At 36.9% G+C, this 15,170-nt stretch carries 12 protein-coding genes; 1 reads left to right on the plus strand and 11 read right to left on the minus strand.

Annotated elements, in window-relative coordinates; all coding sequences use genetic code 11:
• Nucleotides 1–38: 38 nt before the first annotated feature.
• The 7 genes from NKR20_RS15675 to NKR20_RS15705 all read right to left on the minus strand — a co-directional run bounded on the left by NKR20_RS15675 (nt 39) and on the right by NKR20_RS15705 (nt 9,517).
• The gene (locus NKR20_RS15675; RefSeq protein ID WP_121214628.1) at nt 39–1,214 is read right to left on the minus strand and encodes a CamS family sex pheromone protein; all 1,176 of its coding nucleotides are present in this window, start codon (nt 1,212–1,214) and stop codon (nt 39–41) included.
• A 17-nt stretch (nt 1,215–1,231) separates the two neighbouring features.
• Nucleotides 1,232–3,229, minus strand: coding sequence for an NAD-dependent DNA ligase LigA (ligA, locus tag NKR20_RS15680; RefSeq protein WP_253427459.1), 1,998 nt, complete (start codon nt 3,227–3,229; stop codon nt 1,232–1,234).
• Nucleotides 3,230–3,252: 23 nt separating this feature from the next.
• Nucleotides 3,253–5,502: a DNA helicase PcrA gene (gene pcrA, locus NKR20_RS15685; RefSeq protein WP_253427461.1), complete on the minus strand. Its 2,250-nt coding sequence runs from the start codon at nt 5,500–5,502 to the stop codon at nt 3,253–3,255.
• 61 nt (nt 5,503–5,563) lie between these two features.
• The gene (gene pcrB / locus NKR20_RS15690; RefSeq protein WP_121214631.1) at nt 5,564–6,256 is read right to left on the minus strand and encodes a heptaprenylglyceryl phosphate synthase; all 693 of its coding nucleotides are present in this window, start codon (nt 6,254–6,256) and stop codon (nt 5,564–5,566) included.
• 134 nt (nt 6,257–6,390) lie between these two features.
• A complete protein-coding gene (locus NKR20_RS15695) occupies nt 6,391–6,705 on the minus strand; it encodes a YerC/YecD family TrpR-related protein (protein WP_121214632.1) in 315 nt (104 codons plus the stop codon).
• 22 nt (nt 6,706–6,727) lie between these two features.
• Entirely contained in the window at nt 6,728–7,771 is a 1,044-nt protein-coding gene (locus tag NKR20_RS15700; protein ID WP_253427463.1) for a DUF3048 domain-containing protein, read from the minus strand.
• Between the two features lie 15 nt (nt 7,772–7,786).
• Nucleotides 7,787–9,517, minus strand: a complete 1,731-nt coding sequence (locus tag NKR20_RS15705; protein ID WP_253427471.1) for an adenine deaminase C-terminal domain-containing protein — start codon at nt 9,515–9,517, stop codon at nt 7,787–7,789.
• Nucleotides 9,518–9,707: 190 nt separating this feature from the next.
• Between NKR20_RS15705 and NKR20_RS15710 the strand changes: the two genes are divergently transcribed.
• Entirely contained in the window at nt 9,708–10,343 is a 636-nt protein-coding gene (locus NKR20_RS15710) for a YgaP family membrane protein (RefSeq protein WP_253427473.1), read from the plus strand.
• Nucleotides 10,344–10,387: 44 nt separating this feature from the next.
• On the opposite strand, the gene purD is transcribed toward NKR20_RS15710, so the two are convergent.
• The 4 genes from purD to purM form a co-directional block, all read right to left on the minus strand.
• Entirely contained in the window at nt 10,388–11,644 is a 1,257-nt protein-coding gene (gene purD, locus NKR20_RS15715) for a phosphoribosylamine--glycine ligase (protein ID WP_121214636.1), read from the minus strand.
• A 178-nt stretch (nt 11,645–11,822) separates the two neighbouring features.
• Nucleotides 11,823–13,349 (minus strand): bifunctional phosphoribosylaminoimidazolecarboxamide formyltransferase/IMP cyclohydrolase, encoded by a 1,527-nt coding sequence (purH, locus tag NKR20_RS15720; RefSeq protein ID WP_253427475.1) that lies wholly within the window; start codon nt 13,347–13,349, stop codon nt 11,823–11,825.
• Between the two features lie 174 nt (nt 13,350–13,523).
• Entirely contained in the window at nt 13,524–14,108 is a 585-nt protein-coding gene (gene purN / locus NKR20_RS15725; RefSeq protein WP_253427477.1) for a phosphoribosylglycinamide formyltransferase, read from the minus strand.
• Nucleotides 14,109–15,164: a phosphoribosylformylglycinamidine cyclo-ligase gene (gene purM / locus NKR20_RS15730; protein WP_253427479.1), complete on the minus strand. Its 1,056-nt coding sequence runs from the start codon at nt 15,162–15,164 to the stop codon at nt 14,109–14,111.
• Nucleotides 15,165–15,170 lie beyond the last annotated feature (6 nt).

Below are 15,170 nucleotides of genomic sequence, written 5' to 3' on the forward strand. Positions count from 1 at the left end.
AATATCAAAAAAACAATGTAGCCAAATTGACTACACTGTTAATTGTAAATATGAACGAAGGGCTCTGCCTCATTACGTTCTTTCAGGATGAGGGCTTCTGGTCCGTTAACAGATGTAATACTTACCTCAATGTCTATATCCCCTGGTAATTGTTTAATAATTACACCAGAAAGATATTGTGAGAATCCGATAAGTTCCGTTGACCCATAGAATTGAACAGGAATTTCAACTGTCAGCTTCGTCAAACGATTATTTTGATAAAATCCTCGACCAATAACACTTGTATAGTTTGAGAAATATTTATCAATATCTTGTCTAAAGTTTAGGAATTTATCGTTTGCTTCTCTATAGATTTCATCTGGTGTAGACATTGGGAAAGTAACATAATTTTCTTTAATCTCTTGCCATTCCCCTAAAGTATTTTGTCCACTATCTGAAACGCTATAAGCAAAGTAAGTACCCGGTATAATCGCATTACGTTGTTCTTGTTTAAACAAACCGATAACGATTGGAAGATCCTTTAAATCAGGTCTTGCACGAAGTCTTGTAAGTACTTCTTCCGCAATTTGTTTGCCCTTTTTCACCATTTCCGCTTCAGGAATGGGCTCTTCATAATATTCTCCATACTGTTCCTTTTGATAATAGTATGTTGAATTTAGGGCAAGACCGATTGAAATACCGCCGATTTTCACTTTATTATCATCCGTTTTTGTCAGATAATTTTGCTCAACAATATGTGCTAAATAAATTGGTGCTTGTTTTGCCCTTACTTCTGGTGTCATTTTATTTCCCGAAGCATCTGTATCTGGTGGGTTCAGACCTTGTAATTCTGGTGATTCATCTTTGTTTTGATTACTTCGATATAACCAGTTACTTACGGTCTCTGCATCTAAATATTGACCCTCTTGGAAGTAGTAGTTTTCAGTGTCATAGACATTCTGAGATAAACGCATTAGTCCAGTTTCTACTTCATTAATATCATATTTTGTAAATAAATTTGACACGACTAATCCACGACTTGCACTCTCCTTGTAAGGTACAAGCGTTCTATAATAACTGTCACTTAATTGCATACTTGGGATGATTGTCGTTTCAACCTCTGCTTCAGCTTCATCTGTATTTTGTAACACTTCAGTATCTTCCTTTAGGGAAGGTACACAACCTGTTAGCATTGCTACAACGACCATCGCCGGAATCCAGCGAAATCGGTTCATCGTTAGAAACTCCTTTACTATTGTAATTGTTCAACAAGGCGGTTTTCGTCCCAAACTTCAATGCCCAGTTCTTGAGCTTTTGTTAATTTCGAACCTGCATCTTCACCTGCAATTACAAGGTCGGTTTTTTTACTCACACTACCTGTAACTATTCCGCCCAACTCTTCTATTTTCGCTTTTGCTTCATTCCGTGTCAATTGCGATAATTTTCCAGTTAGTACAATTGTCTTACCTGCAAATGGATTTTCACCAATCTCCACTTGAACTTTTTTACCTTTGTACTTCATATTTACGCCGACATCTTTTAATCTTGAAATCAGTTCTTTTACTTCATCTTGTTGGAAATAAGTAACGACAGAATCAGCCATTTTTTCACCAATTTCAAAGATAGCAGTTAACTGCTCTTCTGTTGCTTCCATTAAACTATCGATTGTTTCAAATTGTTCCGATAAGATTTTGGCTGCTTTTTCTCCTACATGACGAATACCTAGGCCAAACAAAAGACGTTCCATTGAATTTTCTTTTGAACGTTCAATTGCGTTGACTAAATTCGTTGCAGATTTTTCTCCCATTCGTTCAAGCTTCACAAGTTGCTCTACTTGAAGGTGATACAAATCTGACACGTCTTTAATATAATTTTCACGAAGAAGTTGCTCTACGACTTTTTCTCCTAAACCATCGATATTCATCGCGTTACGAGAAACGAAATGTTTAATGCCTTCTGCAATTTGTGCAGGGCAAGTTGGATTTACACAACGTAGGGCCACTTCACCTTCAATGCGAACAAGTTCACTTTCACATGCAATACAATGTGTTGGCATTTCAAAAGGAACAGCATCTTCTGGTCGTTGTTCTAATATTACCCCTACAACCTCTGGAATAATATCACCAGCTTTATGCACGATGACAGTATCCCCAATACGGATATCCTTTTCACGGATTAAATCCTCATTATGAAGAGAAGCTCTTCCAACAGTCGAACCAGCTACTAGAACAGGTTCTAAAATTGCTGTAGGGGTGATAACACCAGTACGACCGACAGTTAGTTCGATGTCTAGAATTTTTGTAACAACCTCTTCAGCAGGGAATTTATAAGCAATTGCCCATCGTGGACTTTTTGCCGTAAATCCTAGTTCATCTTGATGAGCATAGCGATTTACTTTTACCACGATTCCATCAATTTCATAAGGTAAATTTTGACGGTTTTCTGTCCACTTACTAATAAACGTCAGTACATCATCAATTGTTGCACAAAGTTGACGTTCTCTATTGGAAGGGAATCCTAGTGTCTCTAAATAATCAAGCATTTCTGCATGAGAATCGATGCCATATGCTTCACCATCTCCACCAATTGCATAGATAAAGGTAGATAAATTACGACTTGCTGCTATTTTAGGGTCTAATTGACGTAAAGAACCAGCAGCAGCGTTGCGTGGGTTTGCAAATGTTTCTTCTCCATTTTCCTCACGTTTTTGATTTAGTGTTTCAAAGGACTTTTTCGGCATATACGCTTCACCGCGCACTTCAATCGTTATGGGTTCCTTTAATCGTAACGGAATGGCACGGATTGTTTTTAAGTTTGCAGTAATGTCCTCTCCAACTGTTCCATCTCCGCGAGTTGCACCTTGAACAAAGACACCATTTTCATATTTTAACGAAATCGCTAAACCGTCTATTTTCAATTCACAAACATAGGAAAAGTTATCTCCAATAGCTTGTCTTATTTTACGGTCAAAATCGCGTAAATCCTCTTCACCAAAAGCATTGGATAAACTAAGCATTGGAAACCTATGAGTCACTTTTTTGAAGCCATCTACTGCAGTTCCTCCAACGCGGGTTGTTGGTGAATCAGGATAAATTAATGAAGGATTTTCTTTTTCTAAGGCAATTAATTCATGCAAAAGTTGATCATAAACTGCATCAGGTACAAGTGGTTTATCTAGTACGTAATAGGCATGTTCATATTCATGTAGCAATTTATTTAACTCTGCCACTCGTTTTTCAATGTCGTTCATTGTGTTCCTCCAAAATACATATTTTACCCTTTTGTAATTGGTGCGAATTTCGCTAACAAACGTTTTATTCCTATATTCGGGAAAGCAATATCAAGCTCAAGACCATCTCCCTCACCTTTCACACTAACAACTGTACCTGTACCCCATTTGCCATGGACCGCTTTATCGCCAGCTTTCCATTCAAGTTCATTTCCACCTGTCGATTGTAAGCTAGCTACTTGAGGCTTCGTTTGTACATTGCCAACTGTACGTCTATAACTTGAAGCTCGTCTATTAGAGCTAAATGGAAGATCGTCAGCATCAATTCGATTTCCTGATTTCGAAATATGCTCTATCACATCATCTGAAATTTCATTTATAAATCGTGAAGGCATGTTAAAACTTGAACGACCATACAGTGTACGTGAGCCTGCACATGTTAAATAAAGTCGTTGTTCTGCTCGAGTGATGCCGACATATGCGAGGCGACGTTCTTCTTCCATTTCTGCCGCATCACTTAAAGATCGTGAATGTGGGAAAATATTTTCTTCCATTCCGATAATGAACACAACCGGGAATTCTAATCCTTTAGCCGAGTGCATTGTCATTAAAATGATGCTGCCTTTTGAAGTATCCTCTTTATCAAGTGCATCAATATCTGCAACAAGTGCTAAGTCCGTTAAAAAGGCAACAAGTGATTTATCCTCACTACGCTCTTCAAAGGCTTTTGTTACAGATAAAAACTCTTCTATATTTTCTAGGCGACTTTCTGCTTCAATTGTTTTTTCATTTTGAAGCATTTCTCGATAGCCGGATTTATCAATGACTTGCTCCACTAATTCTGTAACAGATAAAAATTCTTGCATTTGTGTTAAGTTCGAAATTAATTCACGAAACTTCTCAACTGCTCCAGCTGCTCTTGAAGTAAGTCCCATAAATAGTACTTCCTTCATTGCTTCAAAAATTGAAAGGTCGTGCTGGATTGCATAAGTTGCCATTTTTTCAAAGGAAGTGGCCCCAATATTTCGCTTTGGCTCATTAATAATACGTGCTAAGGATAGATCGTCATCATTGTTTGCAATTAAACGTAAATATGCCAGCAAATCTTTAATTTCTTTTCGGTCGTAGAATTTTGTACCTCCTACGATTTGGTAAGTCATATTCGATTTTAAAAGCACTTCTTCCATCACACGTGACTGAGCATTTGTTCGGTAAAGGATAGCAAAATCATCTAATGAGCGATTTTCTTTTTCCATTAATTTTTGAATCGTTTGCACAACAAATTGAGCCTCATCCTGCTCCGTTGACGCTTTGTAGACTACTATTTTTTCACCATCAAGGTTTTCAGTTCTAAGCTTTTTCGGATATCTGCTCTCATTATTTTCAATCACATCATTAGCCGCTTGTAAAATTCGCTTTGTAGAACGGTAATTTTGCTCTAGTAAAATTACTTTTGCATTCGGGTAGTCCTTTTCAAAGGATAAAATATTTCCGATATCTGCTCCACGCCAACGATAAATCGATTGATCTGAATCGCCTACAACACAAATGTTTTTAAACTTTTTCGCTAATAATTGGACGAGTTTGTATTGAGAATGGTTTGTATCTTGATACTCATCTACATGAATATATTGGAATTTATTTTGATAGTATTCCAGTACATCTGGCACACGTTCAAACAATGTGATCGTCGTCATAATTAGGTCGTCAAAATCGAGGGATTGGTTTTTACGTAATCTCTTTTCGTATTCATCGTAAACTTGTGAAATGACCTTTTCATAAGGATTGCTCGGATTGCTATTTGCTTTATACATATCAGCAGTAATACACTCATTTTTTGCTGAACTAATTGCACTTAAAATCGCACGGGGTTCATATCGTTTCGAATCAATATTTAGTTGCTTTAATACGTTCTTCACTACAGTAAGTTGGTCAGACGAATCTAAGATAGAGAAATTTTTTGAATAGCCGATACGGTCAATATTTCTTCTTAAAATACGTACGCACATTGAGTGGAAGGTAGATACCCACATACTTTCTGTTGTACCATTCCCTAAAAGTCCATCAATACGTTCACGCATTTCACGGGCGGCTTTATTTGTGAAGGTAATCGCTAGTATCTTTGAAGGGTAAACTTCTTTTTCAACCACTAGATAGGCAATTCGATGAGTTAATACGCGCGTTTTTCCTGAACCTGCCCCTGCCATGATTAAAAGTGGTCCTTCTGTTGTTTTCACAGCTTCTGCTTGCTGTGGATTCATTCCGTTAAGTAGATTTTTCGTTATTTGTTCCATGATGCACCGCCTTTATACAAACATTTGTTCTATTATACTATATCTACTCTCCTAAATCATTTTAAATCGCTACACTTTTTACAGCTTCAACAGTTTTTAACGCTTGTTTTAGATCGTCATAAATAATATTACCAACGATCACCGTGTCCGCGATTTTTGCCATTTCTTCCGCCTGTTTTATATTTGTAATGCCTCCACCGTAAAACAGCTTCGTTTCTGATAGTACATCTTTTACAGCAGAAACAATTTCTACATCACCGTAAGTCCCACTGTATTCCACATAAAAAATTGGTAGTTTGAAATAATTTTCAGCTAATCTGGCATATGCAATCACATCGTCTTTTGATAAGTCTGTATTTGCACTAGTCGCTTCTGCTACTTTACAATCTGGATTTAATATACAGTAACCTTCAGCAATCAATTCGTCCCAAACCATTACATCTCCGTACTCTTTTAACGCTGCATGGTGAAGGTCCTTTACCCATTTTGTATCGGTACTATTTAATACTGAAGGAATCAGATAATAATCAAAACCACCGATAACTGACTCTAAATTAGAAATTTCTAAAGCAATCGGAACTGAAAAGCGTCTAACGCGTAACAAAATATCAATAACATTATCAACTGTTACACCATCAGTTCCACCTACTAAAATAACGTCTGTTCCGGATTCACAAACTTTTTCTAAATCCTCATCAGAGATTTCCTTTGCTGGATCAATTTTAAACACATGTCGCCAATTTTTATAATCCATTCTTGCACCCCATTTAATTCTGTTCTTCATTTATATAGATTCGTATCAAGTATAACGTAAACTACAATAAGTGAAAAATTTAGAAGTAAAAAAAGCTGCCTTTTTCACTTACTAGGCAGCCTAAGAGTTTAAATTTATTTTGGTTGGAATGGCTTTTCGTCAGGAAATAAACGTCCTAACATTTCATCGTACATATCATTTCCATAGTCAAAACAACGACGAACTCGAGAAATGGTTGCTGTTGATGCACCAGTTTCCTTTTTTATTGTTTCGTATGTTTTTTTAAGTCGAAGTAAATGAGCTACTTCAAAGCGTTGAGCCAACGATTGAATTTCGCTTATTGTACATAAATCATCGAAAAATTTATAACATTCTTCAAGATCTTTAAGTTCCAATACAGCTTTAAATAATTGGTCAGTTTGATGTCCCCGAATTTTATCAATCTGCATGTTTTTTCTTCCCTTCAATAAACTAAGAGAAACTAACCGAAGAAACTATGCCTGGATTTGATGGAACAAAATGTATCCAAGTATGTCCAGGTACTAATTTCACTTCACTTCCATCAGTTTCTACTGCTTTTAAAACACCATCAACGTTTTTCCATAGTACTTCACGCATAATTCCTTGTTGAAACACATAGGCTGTACCACCTGAAGTGATATCGATTTCACGACGTCCCGCGCTATCGATGATTCTATGATCCATTTCGAAAAATAAAACATTGGATAACTCGATTGGTTCCCCTGTTAAGTGATCGGTTGTTACGACACTTCCTGATTCCCTAGAATAGACTTTTGTATCAGCATTGTAAGTATAAACGCTATTAAAGGAACTAGATCCTCCATAAGTTATCTTAACTGAAGTTGCTTCAACTCCCATTTTAGCACTTTCATCTGGCTCATAAAAATTATACGACACTTTCTCCTGATAAAGAAGTGAAGCATTCACTTTCTCTGCTGCAAGTTCAATATTTTCTCCTGGAATATAAGAATTGTGAGGTGCAACTCTTTCAGAAGAACGTTTAAAGACTGTGCCATCATACGCCATTCCATTAATATTGTCCACAACCCCATTCATCAACATCGTTTGTGCTTCTGGACTATAACCATGGGCTATGTAAAATGCATCCAAACCAGCTGAAATTTCAATAAAATAATCTCGGGCACTTCGAATAGGCCCAATTGATTCTGGAATTTCTGATTGGAATAAAGCTAACAATCTAGTAATATCTCCTTCTGCTAACATCTCATAAACAACATCCGCAGATGCAATCCCTGATTGCGGTCTTGCATCTGGATGATTGTTGATTGTTGCAATGATAGGACGCATCGTTACTTCATTTGCAACCTTCTCTCCTGTGAAAGGTGTCACATAAGGTAACTCCACTTCTTCTGTTACCGGTATTGTTTCTTCTTCCTCAACTGTTTCTTCTACTTTTTCTGTTTCTTCTTTATCTCCACAGCCTACAAGTAACATTGTAGAGAATAGTGCAATCATAACTTTATTTTTAGTCATTTTTCTTTCTCCCCTTTAGCGCATCACAGCTGGTAACATCACTTTCTTTTGCATAACATCGTAAATTCCTCGAGGAGTTATACGAATATATGGTAGATGTGTTGATTGTAAGAATAATAATGTATAAATCAAATCAGAATGTTTATAGCCACGTTCTTTCATTTCGGACTTTAATGTTAACTCATATTCAATAAGTTCTTCAACATCCCCATCGAATAAAGTACCGTTTATTGGTAAAGGAATTGAAGTTACTACCTCTCCATTTTCAGTAAGAACAATTCCGCCTTTTAATTTTTTTAACTCTTCAAAGGCAAGCATCATATCTTCAATATTCTTTCCTATAACGATAATTTCACCAGTATTTGAATAGGATGAGGCAAATCCCTTAACATGTGTATCAAATCCTTTAATCATCGTATTTACACGCCATTTTCCATTTCGGTCAATTAACAATAAATAACTTTGATCTAATCCAACTGGCAACTCTCTCTTATTGAATTGTAGATTAATAGAGTAAGGTTTTGTTATTACATCATTTATCATTTCAATTCCGATTGGCATTGAAAATTGGAAATCATCATCGGATAATTTAAAAGATAAATTAAGAGGCTTAAAATGTCCCCAATCAATTTTTGGTAAGGAATTTACTTTTTGATTATCTCGTTTTAACCAAACCCCTTTTGATAAAACTGCTTCAGGATTTGGAGAAAATTCATCCTTCAAAATATTTAAAGATGCAAATCGACCTGTGGCAATTAAGCCGTGTAAGTGGTTCATGTTATAATATCGAGCAATATTATAGGTAGCCATATTATAAGCATCTATTGGTGAAACACCAGCATCAATTGCGATTTGAATACATTTGTCCATCACACCATCTTGATGGAAGCTAGGTGTAGAACCATCCGTCGTCATCATAAGATGATCAAAAATGTTTAATTTTTTCTCAAGTATACCTTCTAAAAGAATCGGTAAGTCTGGTCGGATAGAAGAATGTCTTAGAGTCACTGCATAACCGTGTAGAATTCGATTTTCTACCTCTTCTATTGTCATTGCTTCATGGTCACCATCTGCTCCAAATAATTTCATACGAGCGAGGGTTTTTTCGGAAGCTCCCGGAAAATGACCTTCCACCTTTTTCCCTTTGATTTTTGAAGCCTGTATCCAATACAGCATCATATCATCACCACGCGCAATACGTGGCCACCCTGTTAACTCTCCACCAACAATCACATCATTTCGTTCAAGCCACTCTAATACTGATTTATTAGTAAAAAGTTCATCTTCGTTTTCAATTTCTGTTTGTGAATCAAATCGAGCCCACCAATAAAATGAAAACGGTGATTTTTTCAGTTGGTCTAAAATTGAAAACGCTTTCTGATTAGGGAGTGATAATACATATGAAATGTTATCAGCTATAAATGTGGTTGTACCACTTTGTGACGCAAAATCAGCAAAAGATTGTGGATGATATAGCTGAAATGGATGTACATGTGGCTCAATATATCCAGGAACAACGACTTTTCCTTGCAAATCCACCACTTCTGTATTCGTAAGCTTTGTCGGGATTTCATTTCCCACATAAACAATCCGATCATTCAAAATCCAAATATTACCGTTAACCCATTTTTTTAGAACACTATGTAAATAGCGTGTATTTTTTAAAACAATTGATGGCGCTTGTTTCCCATCGATAACAGCAACTTGTTGACGTATTTCATGAATCTTCCAGGTAGACTCTGGCATAATTAACACTCCCTTCTATTACTTTTAAAATTTATTTCGACTAAAGACTTTTTATACGCACATACTAACTTTGCTCAAAAAGTATTCAAATTATTTATTTATTTTTTGAGCTTTTTACTATCGTATCACAGCACTTTTATAAATTAAAGTTTTTGGATGGAACATATTTACTTTAAAAGGAGTGTCTGACATGCAAGAAAATATTTCAGAAAGAAGCGGTTTTGTTCGTTTAGCACTTGGTACAGGGTTAACAGCTTTTGGTGTTGCTCAATTAACAAAGGAGTCTGGTAGCAAAACGCTCGGTTCTGCTTTAGTTCTTGCTGGTGCCATGAAGGTTGCAGAGGGGATATTCTTATATTGTCCAACAAAAGCTCTAATTGGGTCTAATGTAAAAGAAGCGATTTATAATTCCTTTGATGAGTATATGGATGGCGATAGCTTGATGAGAGCTTATAACGACACTTATCAAAATCGCTGGGGTAACTCTTCCCCTTCCAATACTTCAAAAAGTAGTCATTCCTGGTCAGAAGGCGGACTTGCAAAGATTGCTACTCAAGCAATGCAATCTGTAATGGAAGGTGAAAATCCTGAACAAGCGATAAATAAAGCTGCTTCTTCAACTGTGAACGGTAGTCGATCATCTAATTCATCTACAAGTAATAAACAAAAGGATAGCAACCATCGATTTGAAAATGTCGCATCAGAAGTAATGAAGAGCGTGGCGAGCGGATCAGACCCAGCAGAAGCCATATCTAAAGCAGCTTCTCAAATGAACATTAATCAAAACGGTGGACAATCCAAATCAGCACCAAATAAAAATAATTAGTAAGTAGAAAGGGCTGTGCAACATTGCACAGCCCTAAATTTTGTTTATTTAAATGTACGCCATCCAATATCTTTACGATAGAAGAATTTATCCCACTCTAAAGAGTTAATAGCACTATAAACTTTTTCTTGTGCATCTTTTAAGTTTTCAGCTTTTGCACCAATTAATAGTACACGGCCGCCATTACCAACATATTGCCCATCAACTAATTTTGTTCCCGCATGGTAAACAGCAAGATTTTCACTAATTTCAACTAAGTTAGGTAGTGGGTTCCCCTTTTCTACATCTCCTGGGTAACCTTCAGCTGCAACAACAACACCTAACATCGCTTCGTTAGACCATTGTAAATCAAAGTACTTCTCTTCCATTAATGCTTTCATGAATAAACCAAAATCAGAAGTCATACGTGGAAGAACAACTTGAGTTTCAGGGTCACCAAAACGAGCATTGAACTCAATTACTTTTGGACCTTGTTTAGTTAAGATTAATCCCGCATATAGAATACCTGTGAACGATACGCCTTCTTCTTCCATTGCTTTAACTGTTGGTTCAACAATTTTAATATACGCTTGTGAAACCACTTCTTGTGGAATTTGAGGTACTGGTGAATATGCTCCCATTCCCCCTGTATTCGGACCTTTGTCTCCGTCATAAGCACGTTTATGATCTTGTGCAATAACCATTGGATAAATTTGTCCTTTATGTACAAATGACATGAAGGAGAATTCTTCACCATCTAAAAACTCTTCAATTACAACGCGAGATGATGATTCACCAAAACGTTGATTACCAATCATATCATTAATGGCATCAATAGCTTCTTGTTCAGTCATTGCCACAATTACACCTTTACCAGCTGCAAGACCGTCAGCTTTTACAACGATTGGTGCGCCTTGTTGTTTCACATAGGCAATCGCTTGTTCTGCATCTGTGAACGTTTCGTATGCAGCAGTTGGGATGTTGTATTTTTTCATAATTTCCTTTGCATAAGACTTACTACCTTCGATTTGAGCAGCAGCTTTTGTTGGACCAAAAATCGTTAAATTACGTTCTTGGAAGAAGTCTACAATTCCTCCCGCTAGTGGTTGTTCGGGTCCTACAAACGTTAAATCAATTGCATTTTCTTTCGCAAATTGTGCAAGTCCTGCAAAATCCATTACATCTAGTCCTACTAATTCTGCACAATCACGCATTCCGTCATTACCTGGTGCTACGTACACTTTGTTTACAGATGGTGCATCATTAAACTTTTTGGCGATTGCGTGTTCGCGACCACCACTACCAATTACAAGGATATTCATATAGTACCTCCTACAATTTTTTATGTGCGGTTATTATCAATTTATGGGCGGTTTTGCCTTATTTAAGGGCGGTTTCTAAGGATTTATGGGCGATTTCTCGGAATTTATGGGCGAATTTTCACACAGCAAGTATTCCCAAAAAACGCTCGCCTCCTAAAGACGAGCGCTAATGTATATATTAATGTTTGAAATGACGTACCCCTGTAAACACCATTGCAATTCCAAATTCGTTTGCTTTATCGATAGAATCTTGGTCTTTTACGGATCCACCAGGTTGAATGATTGCTGTAATACCTGCTGCTGCAGCTGCTTCAACTGTATCACTCATTGGGAAGAATGCGTCTGATGCTAATACTGCACCTTTTGCTTTTTCTCCAGCTTGTTCAAGAGCAATTTTCGCCGCGCCAACTCGGTTCATTTGTCCAGCACCCACACCTAAAGTCATTTGAGCATCATTTACAACGATTGCGTTAGACTTAACGTGTTTTACTACTGCCCAACCAAGTTTTAATGCTTCTAACTCTTCTTCAGTAGGTTGACGATCTGTTACTACTTTAATATCTGCATTAACAAAACCGAAAGTATCTTCTTCCTGTACTAAAAGACCGCCTTCAACAGAAACTACTTTAAATTGATCTTTTTTCTCTTGAGCGAAGTTAATAGTTAATAAACGGATGTTTTTCTTTTTCGTTAAAATTTCTAAAGCTTCGTCAGTGAATGAAGGAGCGATAATAATCTCTAAGAAAATGCCGCCTAATTTTTCAGCAGTTGCTGCGTCTACTTCACGGTTTAATGCAATAATACCACCGAAAATAGATGTTGGGTCTGCTTCATAGGCTTTATCAAATGCTTCTTCAATTGTAGCACCTGTTCCAACACCACATGGGTTCATATGCTTAACTGCTACTGCAGCAGGCTTATCAAATTCTTTAACAATTTGAAGTGCTGCATTGCCATCTTGAATATTGTTATAAGAAAGCTCTTTACCATGTAATTGAGTAGCATAAGCTAAAGAGAAATCAGAGCTTAAACGTTTTTGATAAAATGCCGCTTTTTGATGAGGGTTTTCACCATAACGTAATGTTTGTTTTAACTCATAAGTCATTGTTAAGTTTTCTGGGAACTCTTCTTCTGTTAAATAATTAGAAATATAAGAATCGTACGCAGCTGTGTGACGGAATACTTTTGCAGCTAACGCTTTACGTGTTTCAATTGTAGTAGAGCCATTTGCTTTTAATTCTTCAAGAACTTTAGCATAGTCGTTTGAATCTACAATTACAGTTACATACTGATGATTTTTGGCAGCAGAACGTAACATTGTTGGACCGCCGATATCAATATTCTCAATTGCATCGTCCCAAGTAACATCTGGTTTTGAAATTGTTTCTACAAACGGATAAAGGTTTACACAAACAATTTCAATTGGTTCGATTCCATGCTCGTTCATTTGAGCTTGGTGTGAAGGATCATCAAACTTACCTAAAAGACCTCCGTGAATCATTGGGTTTAATGTTTTCACACGTCCATCAAGGATTTCAGGGAATTTTGTTACTTCGTCAACTGCAGTAACTGGAACATTGTTATCTTGCAGCATTTTTTTCGTACCGCCAGTAGATAAAATTTCATAATCTAAAGCTACAAGTTCTTTTGCAAATTCTAAAATACCATCTTTGTTTGAAACACTAATTAGTGCACGTTTAGTCACAAAAAAGACCTCCAAGTTATGTAATATAAGAATCAGTGCTGTGTTAAAAGTCAAATTACTTCTAACACAGTCTTTCTTAGTAATAAATATTCAGTGCTCCTGCGGTGGTCGCATCAAAATGCCACCATCCTCGTCGCAGAGGTGCCGTCTCAAAAGAACTTTCAGACGGCCCCTTCAATGATAAATATTAACTTTATTTTCAAATAATTGTTTCAATGTTTCTGTATAAAGTACATGTTCGATTGCATGAATTCGTTCTTCTGTTGCAGCACGATTACCTTCAACAACTTCAACTGCTGCTTGAGCAAGAATAGGGCCTGTATCCATACCTTCATCAACAAAGTGAACTGTAACACCTGTTATCTTCACGCCATGATCCATTGCTTGTCCAATGGCATCTTTGCCAGGGAATGAAGGTAATAGCGAAGGGTGAATATTCACGATATGATAAGGGAACGCAGCTAATAATGTTTCGCCAATTAAACGCATATAACCAGCTAAAACAACCCACTCTACTTCCTTCTCTTGAAGAACTTTAATAATTTCCAGTTCATAATCCGCCTTCGATTTATAATCTTTTGCCGTAAATGAAAATACAGGAATTTCGAATTTTTCAGCTCTTTTTACAACAAAAGCATCGGGTTTATCAGTGACAACAAGTTCAATTGTAGCATCTAGCTCGCCACGAAGAATTGCCTCTTGTATTGCCTGAAAATTACTACCACTACCAGAAGCAAAAACTGCAATTTTCGTTGTCATTTAAACTAAACTCCCATCATGCTCACCGTTGAAAATAACGCCTTCACCCTTAACAACTCGACCTATTTTGTAGGCTTTTTCATTATTTTCTTCAGCAATTGCGATTACTTTATCAACTTCTGATGCTGGAACTGATAACACATAGCCAATACCCATATTAAATACGTTATATAAATCTTTATCGGCTAAAGCACCTTTGTCTTTTAAGAATTCAAAGATAGGTAATACCGGCCAAGAGCCTAAATCGATTTCCGTTGCTAAACCTTCTGGCATCATACGAGGTAAGTTTTCGTAGAAACCGCCACCTGTTACATGAGCCATACCATGAATGTCTACTTGTTTTAACATTTCAAGAACAGGTTTTGCATAGATTTTTGTTGGTACAAGAAGTGCTTCACCGATAGGGCCAAGATCTTCATAACCTGCTACTACTTCATCAACCGCAAAGCCATTGTCTGCAAATACAATTTTACGAACTAATGAGTAGCCATTAGAGTGAATACCGCTAGAAGCAAGACCGATTAAAACGTCACCTTCAACAATTTTTTCACCAGTTACAACGTTTGCTTTCTCACAAGCACCTACAGCAAACCCAGCTAAATCGTATTCATCTTCTTCATAAAGACCTGGCATTTCAGCAGTTTCCCCACCGATTAATGCAGCACCGGCTTGAACACATCCATCTGCTACACCTTTTACGATTTGCTCAATTTTTACAGGTTCCGCTTTCCCAACTGCCACGTAGTCTAGGAAGTAAAGAGGTTCTGCACCTTGAGCAACGATATCATTCACACACATTGCAACACAATCTACACCAATTGTGTCATGCTTATCTACCATAAAAGCTAATTTTAATTTTGTCCCGACACCGTCAGTACCTGAAATAAGAACAGGTTCCTTTAAATTTAAAGAGGACAAATCAAACATGCCTCCGAAACCTCCGAATGTTCCCATAACGCCTAAACGATTCGTACGTTCAACATGGGACTTCATTCGTTTAACGGCTTCATATCCAGCTTCAATATTTACGCCTGCTTGTTCATATGCTTTTGACATTTTGAA

The sequence above is a fragment of the Ureibacillus endophyticus genome (genome assembly GCF_024159215.1).
Classification (GTDB): Bacteria; Bacillota; Bacilli; order Bacillales_A; family Planococcaceae; genus Ureibacillus; species Ureibacillus endophyticus.

Coding starts and splice junctions, on each gene's coding strand:
- purD (WP_121214636.1), bottom strand. CDS start 11,644: ATGAATATCCTTGTAATTGGTAGTGGTGGTCGCGAACACGCAATCGCC.
- pcrB (WP_121214631.1), bottom strand. CDS start 6,256: ATGGATTATAAAAATTGGCGACATGTGTTTAAAATTGATCCAGCAAAG.
- NKR20_RS15705 (WP_253427471.1), bottom strand. CDS start 9,517: ATGCCAGAGTCTACCTGGAAGATTCATGAAATACGTCAACAAGTTGCT.
- NKR20_RS15700 (WP_253427463.1), bottom strand. CDS start 7,771: ATGACTAAAAATAAAGTTATGATTGCACTATTCTCTACAATGTTACTT.
- ligA (WP_253427459.1), bottom strand. CDS start 3,229: ATGAACGACATTGAAAAACGAGTGGCAGAGTTAAATAAATTGCTACAT.
- NKR20_RS15710 (WP_253427473.1), top strand. CDS start 9,708: ATGCAAGAAAATATTTCAGAAAGAAGCGGTTTTGTTCGTTTAGCACTT.
- NKR20_RS15675 (WP_121214628.1), bottom strand. CDS start 1,214: ATGAACCGATTTCGCTGGATTCCGGCGATGGTCGTTGTAGCAATGCTA.
- purM (WP_253427479.1), bottom strand. CDS start 15,164: ATGTCAAAAGCATATGAACAAGCAGGCGTAAATATTGAAGCTGGATAT.
- pcrA (WP_253427461.1), bottom strand. CDS start 5,502: ATGGAACAAATAACGAAAAATCTACTTAACGGAATGAATCCACAGCAA.
- purN (WP_253427477.1), bottom strand. CDS start 14,108: ATGACAACGAAAATTGCAGTTTTTGCTTCTGGTAGTGGTAGTAATTTT.
- NKR20_RS15695 (WP_121214632.1), bottom strand. CDS start 6,705: ATGCAGATTGATAAAATTCGGGGACATCAAACTGACCAATTATTTAAA.